The organism is Micromonospora sp. NPDC047521, from assembly GCF_055587305.1.
In genome coordinates, this window is sequence record NZ_JBVJGN010000011.1 from 62,031 (window position 1) to 76,347 (window position 14,317).

12 protein-coding genes are annotated in these 14,317 nt (G+C 73.9%); 2 read left to right on the forward strand and 10 right to left on the reverse strand.

The window, feature by feature from the left end:
• Nucleotides 1-246: 246 nt before the first annotated feature.
• The 3 genes from cobA to cobC are packed head-to-tail and all read right to left on the reverse strand — an operon-like array spanning nt 247 to nt 3,643.
• The gene (gene cobA / locus ACZ6N8_RS22935; protein WP_466012542.1) at nt 247-1,476 is read right to left on the reverse strand and encodes a uroporphyrinogen-III C-methyltransferase; all 1,230 of its coding nucleotides are present in this window, start codon (nt 1,474-1,476) and stop codon (nt 247-249) included.
• Nucleotides 1,473-2,558, reverse strand: coding sequence for a nicotinate-nucleotide--dimethylbenzimidazole phosphoribosyltransferase (cobT, locus tag ACZ6N8_RS22940; protein WP_466012544.1), 1,086 nt, complete (start codon nt 2,556-2,558; stop codon nt 1,473-1,475). The genes cobA and cobT overlap by 4 nt, the downstream gene beginning before the upstream one ends.
• Nucleotides 2,558-3,643 (reverse strand): Rv2231c family pyridoxal phosphate-dependent protein CobC, encoded by a 1,086-nt coding sequence (gene cobC / locus ACZ6N8_RS22945; RefSeq protein WP_466012546.1) that lies wholly within the window; start codon nt 3,641-3,643, stop codon nt 2,558-2,560. Before cobC ends, cobT begins: the two co-directional genes overlap by 1 nt.
• A gap of 121 nt (nt 3,644-3,764) precedes the next feature.
• Here cobC and ACZ6N8_RS22950 point away from each other — a divergent pair, with 121 nt between their 5' ends.
• Entirely contained in the window at nt 3,765-5,894 is a 2,130-nt protein-coding gene (locus tag ACZ6N8_RS22950; RefSeq protein WP_466012548.1) for a transglycosylase domain-containing protein, read from the forward strand.
• Nucleotides 5,895-5,906: 12 nt separating this feature from the next.
• Here the strand turns inward: ACZ6N8_RS22950 and ACZ6N8_RS22955 are convergent, their stop codons facing one another.
• Nucleotides 5,907-6,476 carry a GNAT family N-acetyltransferase gene (locus ACZ6N8_RS22955; protein WP_364373567.1) on the reverse strand — a complete coding sequence of 190 codons (570 nt, stop codon included), beginning with the start codon at nt 6,474-6,476 and terminating at the stop codon, nt 5,907-5,909.
• A complete protein-coding gene (locus tag ACZ6N8_RS22960) occupies nt 6,473-7,876 on the reverse strand; it encodes a cobyrinate a,c-diamide synthase (protein WP_466012549.1) in 1,404 nt (467 codons plus the stop codon). The genes ACZ6N8_RS22955 and ACZ6N8_RS22960 overlap by 4 nt, the downstream gene beginning before the upstream one ends.
• 173 nt (nt 7,877-8,049) lie before the next feature.
• Between ACZ6N8_RS22960 and ACZ6N8_RS22965 the strand changes: the two genes are divergently transcribed.
• A complete protein-coding gene (locus ACZ6N8_RS22965) occupies nt 8,050-8,871 on the forward strand; it encodes an SURF1 family cytochrome oxidase biogenesis protein (protein WP_466012551.1) in 822 nt (273 codons plus the stop codon).
• Between the two features lie 10 nt (nt 8,872-8,881).
• Here the strand turns inward: ACZ6N8_RS22965 and ACZ6N8_RS22970 are convergent, their stop codons facing one another.
• From ACZ6N8_RS22970 to ACZ6N8_RS22990, 5 genes are all read right to left on the reverse strand, one after another.
• A complete protein-coding gene (locus ACZ6N8_RS22970; protein WP_466012553.1) occupies nt 8,882-10,465 on the reverse strand; it encodes an ATP-dependent DNA ligase in 1,584 nt (527 codons plus the stop codon).
• 94 nt (nt 10,466-10,559) lie between these two features.
• Nucleotides 10,560-10,766 (reverse strand): hypothetical protein, encoded by a 207-nt coding sequence (locus ACZ6N8_RS22975; protein WP_139585616.1) that lies wholly within the window; start codon nt 10,764-10,766, stop codon nt 10,560-10,562.
• 71 nt (nt 10,767-10,837) lie between these two features.
• A complete protein-coding gene (locus ACZ6N8_RS22980) occupies nt 10,838-12,181 on the reverse strand; it encodes a M20/M25/M40 family metallo-hydrolase (RefSeq protein ID WP_466012749.1) in 1,344 nt (447 codons plus the stop codon).
• Nucleotides 12,182-12,217: 36 nt separating this feature from the next.
• A complete protein-coding gene (locus tag ACZ6N8_RS22985) occupies nt 12,218-13,360 on the reverse strand; it encodes a M48 family metallopeptidase (protein ID WP_466012556.1) in 1,143 nt (380 codons plus the stop codon).
• Nucleotides 13,361-13,428: 68 nt separating this feature from the next.
• Nucleotides 13,429-14,133 (reverse strand): uridine kinase family protein, encoded by a 705-nt coding sequence (locus tag ACZ6N8_RS22990; RefSeq protein ID WP_466012557.1) that lies wholly within the window; start codon nt 14,131-14,133, stop codon nt 13,429-13,431.
• Nucleotides 14,134-14,317 lie beyond the last annotated feature (184 nt).

The following is a 14,317-nucleotide window of genomic DNA, read 5'->3' on the forward strand; positions in this document are numbered from 1 at the left end:
TCGGCAGGCGCCTCGATTCGACAGCACCGGCGGGTGCCGGTCACCCGAGCGCCGCCGTCACCACCCTGGCCCTGGCCCCGGCCCCGTGCGGGTCCTTTGCTCTGCTTCACTGCACGCAACACAACGCCTTCTCCGTGTTGCGTCGGTTGAAGCAGAGCAAAGGACCCGCAGGGACCAGGCAGTGTCCGCTGCCCGGGCCGCTGAGCCGCCCGCACCGCCCGGGGTCGCGTCGCCCCGGGCCACCGATCACTCGTCGAGGGCACCCACCACGTCGCCAACCACCACGACGGCGGGTGGACGGAGGTCGGCCGCCAACGCCTCGGCGGCCACCGCTTCAAGCGTCGAGCGCAGGACCCGCTGGGCACCGGTGGTGGCCTCCTGGACCACTGCGGCCGGTGTCCGTGGCGAACGCCCGTGCGCGATGAGGGTGGCCGTGATGGCGGCGAGGTTCTTCAGCCCCATGAGGATCACAAGCGTGCCGCGCAGGCCCGCGAGGGCGTCCCAGCGCACCAGCGAGGCCGGCGAGTCGGGTGCCAGGTGCCCGGAGACGACTGTGAACTCGTGCGCCACCCCCCGGTGGGTGACCGGGATGCCGGCGGCGGCCGGAGCGGCGATCGAGCTGGTCACCCCCGGCACGACAGTCACGGGTACGCCGGCCTCCGCGCACGCCAGCAACTCCTCCCCGCCCCGCCCGAAGACGTACGGGTCACCGCCCTTGAGCCGGACCACGAAGGCGCCCGCCAGGGCACGGTCGACCAGGATCTGGTTGATCTCCTCCTGCGCCCGGGACGGGCCGTAGGGGATCTTCGAGGCGTCCACCAGCTCGACGTCGGGGCGCAGCTCGTCCAGGAGCAGCCCGGGAACCAGCCGGTCGGCGACCACCACGTCGGCCACGGTGAGCAGCCGCCAGCCCTTCACCGTGATCAACTCCGGGTCACCCGGCCCGGCGCCGACCAACGCCACCCGCCCGACCGTCGCAGCGGAGGTGGCCTCGGCGTCGGGCCGGCCCCGGGTGGGAGCGGCGTCGCGCACGGCGAGCAGGTCGCGGATCGCGTCACGGACACTCATCGCCCGCCGGGGATCCCCGCCGCCCAGCACCGCCACGGTGACCGGACCCTGCCGGGTCACCGCCGGGGTCCAGGCCGTGGCGGCCGCCCGGTCGTCGGCCCGTACGCAGAAGATCCGCCGCTCGGCGGCGACGGCGCTCACCGACGCCGCCGCGATCGGGTCGTCGATCGCGACCTGGACCAGCCACGCCCCGTCCAGGTCCTCCGGCGCGAACCGGCGCGGCGCCCAGCGCAGCCGGTCGGCGTTCACGTGGGCGCGCAGCGCCGGGGTCAGCTCCGGCGCCACCAGCAGGACGTCCGCGCCGGCGTCCAGCAGCGCCGGGACCCGCCGAGTGGCGACCGCGCCGCCGCCCACCACCACCACCCGCCGCCCGGCCAACCGCAGGCCCAGAGGGTACGGACTTGTCACTTCTCGGCCACGCCTGCGGAGTCGAAGGTGGCCACCTCGTGCAGCACCCGGACCGCGCCGGTGACCACTGGCAGCGCCAGCAGCGCACCGGTGCCCTCGCCGAGGCGCAGCCCCAGGTCGATGAGCGGGTCGAGACCCAGGTGGCGCAACGCCACGGTGGCGCCCGGCTCGGCCGAGCGGTGACCGGCGACCATCGCGCCGACCGCGTCCGGGGCGAACGCGGCGGCGGCGAGCGCGGCGGAGACCGCGATGACGCCGTCCAGCAGCACAGGCGTACGGCGGGCCGCGGCGCCCAGGATCAGGCCGGCCAGCGCGGCGTGCTCCAGCCCACCGACGGCGGCCAGCACACCCAGCGGGTCGGCCGGGTCGGGCGTGTGCCGGGCCAGCGCGGCCCGCACCACCGCCACCTTGTGCGCGTACGTCGGGTCGTCGACCCCGGTGCCCCGGCCCGTGGCGTCGAGCGGGTCGGCCCCGGTGAATGCCGCGATCAACGCGGCGGCCGGGGTGGTGTTGCCGATACCCATGTCCCCGGTGAGCAGGATGCCGGCACCGGCGTCGATCAGCTCGTCGGCGATCCGGATGCCGGTCCGCACGGCCGCCAGCGCCTCGTCCCCGGTGAGCGCGGCGGTCACCGTGAAGTCCCGGGTGCCCCTGCGGACCGACGCGGTGACCAGTCGGGGCGCGGACGGGTCGAGCACCGCCGTGCCGGGGACCTCGGGGGCGGGCAGCGGGGTGGCCACGCCGACGTCGACGACGGTGACCGAGGCGCCTGCCTGCCGGGCGAACGCGTTGACGACCGCCCCGCCGGCCAGGAAGTTGCCGATCATCTGCCCGGTGACCTCCTGCGGCCACGGGGACACGCCCTGGGCGTGCACCCCGTGGTCACCCGCGAAGATCGCGACCGCGGCCGGCTCGGGCAGCGGCGGCGGGCAGGCGCCGGCCAGGCCGGCGAGGCGTACCGACAGCTCCTCCAGCAGACCCAGCGAGCCCGCCGGCTTGGTGAGCCGGCCGTGCAGCTCCCGGGCGGCGGCCATCGCCGACTCGTCGAGCGGTCGGATCGCCGCGATCGTGTTCTCCAACATCATGCCTCCATGGTCTCGCGCAGCACCTCGACGAACGCTTCTGTGGTGTTTCGGTCGCGTACCGCCACCCGCAGCCAGTCCGGGCCGAGGCCGGGGAACGTGTCGCCCCGGCGCACCGCCCAGCCCCGGTCCCGCAGGGCTGACCGGATCCGGCTCGCACCGGGCAGGTGCAGCAGCACGAACGCGCTGGCGGGGCGGCCTGCGACGCGTACACCTGGAAGGTCGGCCAGGCGGGCGACCAGATGGTCGCGGTCGGCGGCGAGATCGGCGGCGATCGCGCGTTCGGCCCGGACCGCGACGGACGTGGCGCAGGCCGACGCGGCGGCCAGCGCCGGGGTGGATACGGCCCACAACGGCTGGACGGCGGCCAGCCGGGACAGCAGCTCCGGCGCGCCGAGCAGGTAGCCGATCCGCAGGCCGGCCAGGCCCCACGTCTTGGTGAGGCTGCGCACCACGAGCAGGCCGGGCAGGTCGCGCCGCTCGGCCAGCGACTCCGGCTCGCCGGTGCGCCCGGGCGCGATCGTGGTGTCGGCGAACGCCTCGTCGACCACGAGCACCCGGCCGGGGCGGGCCAGCGCGGCCACCGTCTCCGCCGGGTGCAGTACGGAGGTGGGATTCGTCGGGTTGCCGATCATCACCAGGTCGGCGTCGGCGGGCACCCGACCGGGATCGAGCCGGAAGTCCTCGGCGGGATCCAGCAGCACCCGCTCGACCTGGTGGCCGGCGGCCCGCAACGCCGCCTCCGGCTCGGTGAACTGGGGATGCACCACGACCGGGCGGCGGACGCCCCGCAGCGCCTGGGCGATCAGCACGAAGCCCTCGGCGGCCCCGGCGGTGAGCAGCACCTCGTCCGGGTGACGCCGGTGCCGGGCGGCGACCGCGGCGCGGGCCGGCGCCGGGTCCGGGTATCGGGCCAGATCGGTGAGGCTTGCGGTGATCGGCCCGGCCAGCCACTGCGGCAGGGGCGCCCGACGCACGTTGACGGCGAGGTCGACCAGGCCGGCTGTCGCCTCCGCGTCGCCGTGGTGCGCGAGGTCCGGCTCAGTCCCGCCGGGCGGGGTCGGCGCGCTCGGCTGATCAGGCATGTCCGCGATCCTGCCGGGAAGGCGGCCCGTGGGACAGCCGATCTCGACGTAAGCCGCGTCACCACTCGCCGGTTTAAGAGTTCTTCTCATGTACGAATCGGAAATGTCATAACTTGACCGTGTGAGCAACCGACCCCTTGCTGCCGCTGGTCGACTCGTCCCTCTCCTGCGCGCCGGACTGATCGCCGGCATCGTGATCGCCGCCGCCGCGTACCCGCTGGTCGCCCTCACCGGGCTCGGCGCCAAGGCCACCGCGCACGCCGTGGAGCAGAAGACCAAGCTGCTGACCACAGCCCTGCCCGCCGAGACCTCGTACCTCTACGCGCCGGACGGCAAGACCGTGCTGACGATGTTCTACGAGGAGTACCGGCAGTACACGAAGCTGTCGGACATGTCGCCGAACATCCAGCAGGCGATCGTCGCCGCCGAGGACTCCCGCTTCTACCAGCACCACGGCGTCGATCCCAAGGGCGTGGCCCGCGCCTTCGTGGCGAACGCCCGCTCCGGCGGCTCCCAGGGCGCGTCGACCCTGACCATGCAGTACGTCCGGATGGCCCTACGGGACAGCGCGACCACCCCCAAGCAGGTCCAGGAAGCCACCCAGCAGACCAGCCTGCGCAAGGTCAAGGAAATGCGGATGGCCCTGGACCTGGAGAAGGAGATGAGCAAGGAAGACATCATGGAGCGGTACCTGAACTCGGCGTACTTCGGTCACCGGGCGTACGGCATCTACGCCGCCAGTGAGATCTTCTTCTCCAAGACCCCCAAGGACCTCACCCCCGTCGAGGCGGCCACCCTCGCCGGGCTGGTCAAGTCGCCGTCCGAGTACGACCCGGCCGACTCCGACCAGAAGGAGGCCACCGGACGGCGCAACTACGTCCTGGACCGGATGAGCCAGCTCGGCTACATGTCCCCCGACTCGGCCGCCGCCGCCAAGTCCGAACCGATCCGGCTGAAGCTCACCAACCCGCCGAACGACTGCGCCGCGATCCCGCAGAAGTACAACAGCTGGGGATTCGCCTGCGACTACCTGAAGAACTGGTGGAGCGCGCAGCCCGCGTTCGGCGCGAACCGGCTGGAGCGGATCGACAAGCTGCGCCGCGGCGGCTACCGGATCGTGCTCAGCATCGACCCCAAGATCCAGGAGGCGGCCGAGAAGAACGTCGGCGCCCAGGAAGCCACCGGCAGCCCGTTCGCCAACGGCATCGTGGTCGCCGAACCGGGCACCGGACGGGTCAAGGCCATGGCCGTCAACCGCACCTACTCGCTGGACCTGGCCGAGAACCCGCAGAGCTCCAACCCCGAGGCCGGGCCGAACGTGAAGGCCAACTACCCGAACACCGTGGCACCCCTGCTCGGCGGCGGCGACCTGCCCGGCTACCAGGCCGGATCGACGTTCAAGATGTTCCCGATGCTCGCCGCGCTGGACTCCGGCATGACACTCTCCACGTCCTTCAACGCCCCGTACCGCTACAAGTCGTCCGTGTACGACGGCTGGGCGCCCTCCAACGCCAGCGGCGCGATGACCGGCCAGCAGACCATGTGGTCCGGCTTCGGCAAGTCGGTGAACACCTACTTCGTGTGGCTGGAGGAGAAGGTCGGCGCGGACCGGGCCGTCCGACTGGCCGAACAGCTCGGGCTGCGGTGGCGCACCGACGTCGACCGGGAACAGGCGTCCCCGGGCAAGGCGAAGAAGTGGGGCGCGTTCACCCTGGGCGTCTCCGACGCCACCCCACTGGAGATGGCCAACGCGTACGCCGCAATCGCCGCCGACGGCAGGTACTGCGAGGCGATCCCCGTACAGGCGATCATGAACCGGGACGGCACACCCGCCACGTACGCCACCCCCGGTGGCATCCACCGTGAGGTCGCCAAGCCCCGCTGCCGGCAGGTGGTGAGCGCGGACGCCGCCCGGGCGGCCACCGACGCGGCCCGCTGCCCGACGGGCGACACCCCGGCACGCGGTGGCTGCGGCGGCTGGTCCACCGCCGACAGCGTGCGAGGAACCGTCGGTCGCCCGGTCGCCGGCAAGACCGGCACCACCGACAGCACCCGGTCCGCCTGGTTCGTCGGCTACACACCGGAACTGGCGGCGGCGAGCTTCATCTCCGACCCCGACAACCCGTTCAACGCGGTAGGTGACGGGCAGTCCCAGATCCCCATCGCGGCGGTCGCCAAGACGCTGCGGGACGGACTGAAGGGACAACCCACCCGCCAGTTCACCCCACCGTCGGACGCCATCGTCGGCTGAGAACGGCGGGACTCAGCGCAGGTCGGCGGCCACGAACGACCACAGCTCCAGGTCCACCCGGCCACCGCGGACGAACCCGGCGTTACGCAGCAGGCCCTCGTAGCTGAAGCCCGCCTTCTCGGCGACCCGACGCGAGGCAAGGTTGCCGGGGGCCACCCGCAGCTCGACCCGCTGGAAGCCGTGCTCCAGGATCAACGCGATGGCCACCGCGTCCACCGCCTCGGCGGCCAGCCCGAAGCCACGCGCGTGCGGCGCCATCGCGTACGAGACCTCGGTGGCCCGGGCACCCCAGTCGGTACGCCGCGTCCAGAGCGCACCCACCACCAGGTCGTCCTCACGGCGGAGCACCGAGTAGTGGTCACCGTCGCCGCTGTCGCGCCGCTGCCGGGCCAGATCGGTGCACCAGGCGTGCCCGTCGATCGGGCCGGAGTCGTCGGCAAGCGGCAGCCACCGCCGGGTCAGCCGGTCGGCGAAGATCTCCCCGGCCGCCGCCGCGTCCGCGGCGGTGACCCGCCGCACCTCCGTACGCGGGGTCGACACTGTCAACTCCGGGAAGCGGCGTACCGCCACCTGACCGATCATGCAGGCACCCCACCGGGCTGCGCGGGCACCACCTCGTCCACCGGGTCGGCCGCCGCGGCGGTCACCAACCGGGCGGCGGTCGCCGGGTGACCCGCCCAGTGCAGGGTGAGCTGCGAGGCGTGCACGTTGCGCCACACGAAACCCTCGGGCGTGCCGCCGTCCCAGCTCCAGGCCGGACGCTGACCGGCACGCGGCGTCAGCACCGCCCGGTGCTCCTTGTGCCCCACCAGCACCGTGCCGGCCGCGGCGACCACGCTGTCCGTCTGGGCCGTCGCCTCCCGGTAGCCCACCACCAGGCCGTCCCGGCTGACACCCACCGCGTCGAGCACCCCGCACATGGGCAGCCCGTCCAACTCCCGGGCCAGCCACAGCAGGCCCGCGCCCTCGGCGACGACCGGCCGGCCGGTACGCGCCAACTCGGCCACCGCGATGCAGAGCCGCCGGTTCGCCGACAACTGCTCGGCGTACGCTTCGGGCAGCGCGCCGCCGACGACAAGCGCGCGGGTGCCCACCGGCAGCGCCTCGTCGCGCAGCGGATCGACTGTCACCACCTCGGCCCCGGCGGCACGTAGCAGCTCGGCGGTCTCCGGATGGCTGAAGCTGCCACCCGGGCCACCGGCGAGCGCCACCAGCGGCCGGTCCGCCGGAACGGCCAACGCGCCGAGCGCCTCCTGCGGCGACCAGGCCGGCGCCGGAAGGGGCGGGGCGGACCGGGCCAACCCGAGCAGCCGTTCCAGATCGACAGTGGCGGCGACCGCCTCACCGAGCCGGCGCACCGCGCGGACCGCGTCGGCGCAGGACTCGACCACAGGTGCCACGCCGTGCCGCCGGGACGGCAGCACGGCCGGCAGGTCCTGCCGGCGCAGCGCCCCGTAGACGGGCACACCCACGTCGTCGAGCGCCTCGCGCAGCATCGCCTCGTGCCGGGACGACGCCACCCGGTTGAGGATCACCCCGCCGAGCCAGAGCTGCTCGTCGTACGAGCGGAAGCCGTGCACGAGGGCGGCCACCGACTGGCCCATCGCGGCGACGTCGACGACGAGCACCACCGGGCTGCGCAGCGCGGCGGCCGCGGCGGCCGTGGACTCCTGCTCGGGGCGGCCGCCGACCGAGTCGTACAGGCCCATGCTGCCCTGCACCACGGCGAGGCCGGCGCCCGCCGCGCCGTGCGCGACGAGTGGGGCGAGACGGTCGACACCGACCAGGCGGGGATCGATCACGCGGCCGGGCCGACCGGCGGCGAGGCCCAGGTACGCGGCGTCGACGTGATCCGGGCCGAGCTTGAACCCGGCGACGTCGACACCCCGCTCGGCCAGTGCGGCGAGCAGCCCGATCGCCAGCGCGTTCTTACCGTGCCCGGAGGACGGCGCGCTGAGCACCAGGCGCGGCACCACGGTCATCATCGACTCCTCGCGGGCGGCGGCGGGTACGCGACGGACAACCGAGGAGGTCGATCCGTCGGCGTGACGATACCCGCCCGTCCCGACTGGCGAGCACCGCCAACCTCTGCCGCGCGCACCGTCCCGGCCCGGTCGCGGACAGTGGCCCCGGTCATACGGGTAGCCTCGGTGCCGTGTACCGGTTCCTGCTGAGCCCACGCTGGCTGGGCGCCCTCGCGTTGACCCTGGTCGCCGCCGCCGTGATGGTGTGGCTCGGCAACTGGCAGCTGGACCGCTACCGCGGACGTACCGAGGTCAACGAACGGATCGACGCCGGCCAGCGGATGGCGCCGGTGCCGTTGACCGAGGCGCTGAGCGCGCCCACCGGCGGCGCGGGCAAGGCCGGCCCGGCCCCCGCGAAGGAGAAGGTCTGGACCCGGATCACCGTCACCGGCCGGTACGACCCCACGAACACGGTGCTGGTGCGGGGCCGGACGGTGGACAGCCGGGTGGGCTTCGAGGTCCTCACGCCGCTTGTGCTCTCCGACGGCACGGCGCTGCTGGTGGACAGGGGTTGGATCCCACCGGCGCCGGGTGGCGCGACAGCCCAGCCGCCGGTGCCCGCCGCGCCCACCGGCGACGTGACAGTCGTGGGCCGGGTGCACGAGACCGAGAGCGGCGCCGGCACTGTCGACCGGCGGGACGGGCGGCTGGAGACCCGACGGATCGCCGTCCCGCGGCTCGCCGGCGAGCTGCCCTACCCGGTGTACGGCGCGTACCTGCTGCTCGACGAGCAGACACCGGCCGCCGACCCGACGTTCAAGGCGGTGACGGTCGGGCACGCCAACAACTGGCAGAACTTCGGCTACGTGGTGCAGTGGTGGCTCTTCGCCGTGATGGCCCTGTTCGGTTACGGCTGGGTGGCACGCCGGGAGGCCCGGCGGGCCGCCGGCCTCGACACCGAGCGCAGGCCCCTGGACCGGGCGGCCGAGCCGACGCCGAGCACGCCCGCCTGACCGGGCCCGGTCAGCCGCTCACCCGGCCGGCGTGGATGGCACGGACGGCGTCGATGGTGTCCGCCTCGGCGGCGGACTTGTCGTCGCGGTACCGCAGCACCCGGGCGAACCGCAGCGCCATCCCGCCCGGATAACGCGAACTCGTCTGCACCCCGTCGAAGGCGATCTCCACCACCTGCTCGGGGCGGACCCGGACCACCCAGTCGCCGCGGTCCACCGCGAGGTCGAGGAACCGTTCGGTCTGCCAGCGCAGCAGCTCGTCGGTGAGCCCCTTGAACGTCTTGCCGAGCATCACGAACCCGCCGGTGCGCGGGTCACGGGCGCCCAGATGAAGGTTGGACAGCCAGCCCTTGCGTCGGCCGCTGCCCCACTCGACGGCGAGCACCACCAGGTCGAGGGTGTGCCGAGGCTTGACCTTGACCCAGGCGGCGCCGCGCCGGCCGGCGTCGTACGGCGCGCCCGGGTCCTTGACCACCACGCCCTCCTGGCCGGCGTCGACAGCGGCGGCGTACGCGGCGCCGGCCTGCTCCGGGTCGTCCACCTCGACCCGCCCCACCAGCAGTGACGCGTCCACCGCGCCGGCGAGGGCCGCCCACCGGTCCCGGCCGGGCATGTCGATCAGATCCTCCCCGTCGAGGTGCAGCAGGTCGAAGAAGTACGGGGTGAGCACACTCGTGCCGGTGCTGGCGGCGGCCGCGAGCACCGCCGGGGCGACAGGGGTACGCCCCGTGGTGCTGGGCGTCGTGCGTCGGGCCGCCCGGCTGGAGGTCTCCTGGAACGGCAGCGGACGGCCGGACTCGTCCAGGCCGATCGCCTCGCCGTCGAGCACCAGCTCCCGGCCGGGCATGGCGCGGACCGCGGCGACGACCTCGGGGACCCGGGTGGTGATCTCGTCGAGGCTGCGGGTGAAGACGGCGATGTCGCCGCCGGACCGGTGCACCTGGATGCGGATGCCGTCGAGCTTCACGTCGACCACCGCCGGCGTGCCGGTCGCCGCGAGCGCCTCGTCGACCGAGGGGGCGCTCTGCGCGAGCATCGGTGCCAGCGGCCGGCCGACCCGAAGGCCGAACCCGGCCAGCTCGGCGGCGCCACCGGAGAGCGCGGCGACCGCCACCGCCCGCAGGTCACCGGCGAGCAGCAGGGCGCGACGCACCGTCGCCACGGGCACGTCGGCGGCTCGGGCCACCGCGTCGGCGAGCAGCCCCGCCTGGGCGCCCTGCCGCAGCTCGCCGCCGAACAGGGCGGTGAGCAGACGTTGCTCGTCGGCGGTCGCCGCGCCGTAGAGGGCGCCGAGCAGCGCCCGCCGCCGGCCCTGCGAACCGGTGCCCTGCACCGCGGCGAGCTGCTCCATGGCGGCGTCGACGGCGGCCACTGTCAACGTCGCCTCGGCAGCCGGGGGCGGCAGGTCACGCAGACTCGCGTAACCCACCCCGGTCTGCCGCTGGCGTAGCTCGCCGGCGAGGTAGCCCGCACCGGCCTCCACCTCGGCCGGGTCGAGCCGGCGCAGCGCGTCCGCCAGCAACTCCACCTTGGCCCGACGGCCGCTGGTGGCGGTGACGGCGGCGGAGGTGGCCGCCAGATCGAGGAACCGCACGACGCCATCCTGCCAGTCGCCTCCGACACCGCCCGGGCATTGCCGTGCCCGGGCGGTGTCGGCGTGGTGCCGCCGCCCGCGAGCGGCGGCGGGATCAGGCGGAGACGGGCTCCTCGATGCGCAGCCCTCGCGCGCGGACCTCGCCGGCGACCCGGGCGAGCACCGAGTCGAGGGCGACCAAGGCGGCGGAGAGATCACCGAGCTGTTCGTTGAGCGTGTCCTCGGACCACGCGGAGACGTCGACGTCCCCCAGCGCGCTGACGGCGGCCCCCAACCGGGCCATCACCTCGTTCGTACTCATGTTCGAAAGCCTATAGCAATCCCAGCGGCGACACGCCGCAAACAGGCAGATCAGACGCGAAATTGCCGTTCTCAGGTGGCGGCTGCGGCCACCCGGCCCAGCAGCAGCGCCTCGGCGAGGCACACGCGGGCGAACTCCCCCAGGTGCAGGCTCTCGTTCGGGCCGTGCGCGCGGGCGTGCGGATCCTCCACACCCGTCACCAGGATCGCCGCCTCCGGGAACATCTCCTGGAACGTCGCGATGAACGGGATCGAACCACCGATGCCGATGTCCACCGGGTCGGTGCCGTCCCAGGCGGCCCGGAACGCCGACCGGGCCGCGTCGAACATCGGGCCGGACGCGTCGATCACACACGGGTCGCCGTCGTGCTCCAGGCTGACAGTCACCTGCGCGCCCCACGGCGCGTGCCTCTCCAGGTGCGCGCGCACCGCCTCGTACGCCCGCTTGGGGTCGTCCCCCGGGGCGAGACGGACGCTCAGCTTCGCCTTCGTGGCCGGCACCAGGGCGTTCGGCGCCTCGCCCGTGGACGGCGCGTCGATGCCGAGCACGGCAACCGCCGGCCTGGTCCAGATCCGGTCGGTGATCCGGCCGGTGCCGATCAGGCGTACGCCCTCGGCCAGCCCCGCCTCGGCCCGGAATCGGTCCTCCGGGTAGTCGACGGTCGCGCCCACCCGGCCGACCAGCCCCTCGACCGCCACGTCACCGGCGTCGTCGTGCAGCGTGGCCAACAACCGGACCAGCGTGGTGAGCGCGTCCGGCACGGCACCGCCGAACATGCCGCTGTGCACGGCGTGGTCCAGCGTGCGCACCTCGACGAAACAGTTCACGACGCCGCGCAGCGAGGTCGTCAACGCCGGTACGCCGACGTCCCAGTTGGTGGAGTCGGCGATCACGATGACGTCCGAGGCGATCTCGTCGCGGTGCTCGACGAGCAGCCGCTCCAGCGAATCGGAGCCGAACTCCTCCTCGCCCTCGATGAAGAGCACCACACCGACAGGCAACGCGTCCCCGTACGCGCGCAGCGCCGCGATGTGCGCCATGATCCCGGCCTTGTCGTCGGCCGCACCCCGGGCGTAGAGCCGACCGTCCCGCTCGACCGGCTCGAACGGGTCGGACTCCCACAGCGACCGGTCGCCGACCGGCTGCACGTCGTGGTGGGCGTAGAGCAGCACGGTGGGCGCACCGGGCGGGGCGGCCCGCCGTCCGATCACGGCGGGCTGACCGCCGGAGCGCACGATCTCGACGTCCAGGCCGCAGCCGCGCAGCAGTTCGGCGACCGCCTCGGCGGACCGTTCCACGTGCGAGTGGTCGAAACCGTCGAAGGCGATGCCGGGGATGCGGACGAGGCGTTCCAGGTCGGCCCGTACGCCGGGCATCTCCCGCTCGACGGCGGCCCGCACCTCGGACTCGGACATGATCGGTGAGGTCATGACCGGAATCGTATGACGGCCTTACCGGGGCGTGTCGGCGGAGCCCGTACCGTCGCCGCCCGACGGGCCGGAACCCGCCCGCGCGCCGGGGGCGGTCCGGCTGGCGCGCTGCGCGCGGCCGGCGGCCTCGGTGGCGGCATCCATCCAGGACCGGGCCCGGCCGGCGGTGCCGCCCACCCACTCGCCGACGTCACTGGCACCGTCGCCGAGGCGGCGCAGCAGACCGACGAGCGGGTCGGTGGAGCGGCTGAACTCCTCCCGGTACGACTCGGCGGCGGCCTTGATCTCATCCGAGACGCTTGTCGAGGAGTCGTCGTCGCGGCGCGGATAGTCCCCGGCCAGCACCCGCCCGTACGCCCCGGAGTCGATCCACTGCCGCAGCTGCGCCGCCCGCGCCACAGGCACCGGGTGGGTGCTCCACGCCGTCATCCGGATCTTGTGCAGGCTGTCGCGCAGGTCGCCGCCACCTGCGTACTCGGCCGCCTGCTCCAGGAAGGCGGTCGTGTCGATCTGGGACAGGTCACCGCCACCGGCGAGCTTCATCAGCAACCGCAGCGCGGCGGCCGGGTCCTGCCCGGCGAGCAGGCCGGCCCGGTCGGCGGAGAGTTCCGCCTTGCGCCACCACTCGAGCATCGCCGCGATGATCGCCCGCAGCGCGAACGCGCCCACCGGCAGCCAGCTCAGGTTGGCCGCCCACCGGGTGAGGATCATGAGCATTGTCTTGTAGACCGCGTGCCCGCTGCCCACGTGCCCCAGCTCGTGGCCGAGCAGGCAGCGCAGCTCGTCCTCGTCGAGCTGCTGCACGCAGGCGGAGTTCACCACGATGAACGGCCGGTCCAGCCCGACCGCCTCGGCGCCCAGCCACGGCGACTGCGTCACGTACACCTCGGGCAGCTCCGCCAGGTCGAGCGTCGCCGCCGCCTCGGTGTAGCGCTGCCACACCGCCGGATACTGGCGGTGGTCGACCCGGATGCCTGACGCCAGCACGGACAGCCGGAAACCGCGCTCGTTCCACATCCCGAAGAACGCGCGCACCACGTCGTCGAACCCGCGCAGCTCCCGCAACGCGACGAGAGCGCCCCGGTCGGCCGGATGCTCCCAGGCCCGCGAACTGATGCCGGTGAGGGTGATCCGACGCCGCGCTGGCGCGTCCGCTGCCGTCATGGTGGGCTCCCCGTTTCGCCGTAGCTTCTCGCATCGTGCCCCAGCCGGTGGCCGCCGTCCATGCCCGCTCAGCGGATCCGCACGTAGTACCGGTCCCCGTCGAGCGGCAGGGTCGGCGCCCCGTCGACCACCAGATCGGCCTGGGCGGCGGTGTCGTCTGCCTCGAAGTGCGCACGCTCCCCCACGTGCCACCGACGCAACTCGGGCAGGATCTCCGGGCCGTCCCGCCGTACCGCCCGCGCCAGCCGCAACGAGGCGGGCGCCGTCACGAACACCGCAAGCGTCACCTCCGGCCGGACCACCGCCCGGGCGGCACTGACCCCCTCCAGCAGCAGCACCGGCGCCACCGGCACCGACACCGGGCGGGGCAGAAAACGTCGCCGCACCCAGCTGTAGCGACGGTAGGCACCCGCCCTCCCCTCGCGCAGCGGCGCCAGCACCTCCTCGTCGAGCCGGGACCAGAAGGTGAGCTGGTCGTCCCAACCGTCGAGCAGGTCGTCGGTGTGCACCACCGGCGGCCGTCCACCGGGCAGCGCCGCCAGAGCCTCCGCGAGGCGCGCGGCGAACCGGCTCTTGCCCGCGCCGCTCGGCCCGTCCACCGCCACCAGCCGGGTCCGCCCCAACCGCGCCGGGCCCGCGAGCACCCGACGCGCCAACTCGGCGTACGCCTCGACGACCGCCACCGGCAGCCTCCCGGTCCCGCCGTGGGCCGTCACCCCGTCCGGCGTCGACCCACCGTGGTGAGCGGTCGGACGGCTGGCGGATTCGGACACGGTCGCAGTATGCCGTCGCCGCCGTGGGCCAGGTGATCGAGCCACTGCGACACGTGTGGTTGACCGTCCTGGTCGGCCACACGTCACGTCCGGGGGAATTGGGGCGGCGGCGGGTGACGCCCGACCCGTTCGCCGTCCGGGGCGGCATCGGAATCGGCATCATCGGGTGGTGCTCCGAGACGTG

Bases quoted from the DNA above. Each gene is read 5' to 3' on its own strand.
- cobT (WP_466012544.1), bottom strand. From the start codon at position 2,558: ATGTTGGAGAACACGATCGCGGCGATCCGACCGCTCGACGAGTCGGCG.
- cobC (WP_466012546.1), bottom strand. From the start codon at position 3,643: ATGCCTGATCAGCCGAGCGCGCCGACCCCGCCCGGCGGGACTGAGCCG.
- ACZ6N8_RS22955 (WP_364373567.1), bottom strand. From the start codon at position 6,476: ATGATCGGTCAGGTGGCGGTACGCCGCTTCCCGGAGTTGACAGTGTCG.
- ACZ6N8_RS22960 (WP_466012549.1), bottom strand. From the start codon at position 7,876: ATGACCGTGGTGCCGCGCCTGGTGCTCAGCGCGCCGTCCTCCGGGCAC.
- ACZ6N8_RS22975 (WP_139585616.1), bottom strand. From the start codon at position 10,766: ATGAGTACGAACGAGGTGATGGCCCGGTTGGGGGCCGCCGTCAGCGCG.
- ACZ6N8_RS22980 (WP_466012749.1), bottom strand. From the start codon at position 12,181: ATGTCCGAGTCCGAGGTGCGGGCCGCCGTCGAGCGGGAGATGCCCGGC.
- ACZ6N8_RS22985 (WP_466012556.1), bottom strand. From the start codon at position 13,360: ATGACGGCAGCGGACGCGCCAGCGCGGCGTCGGATCACCCTCACCGGC.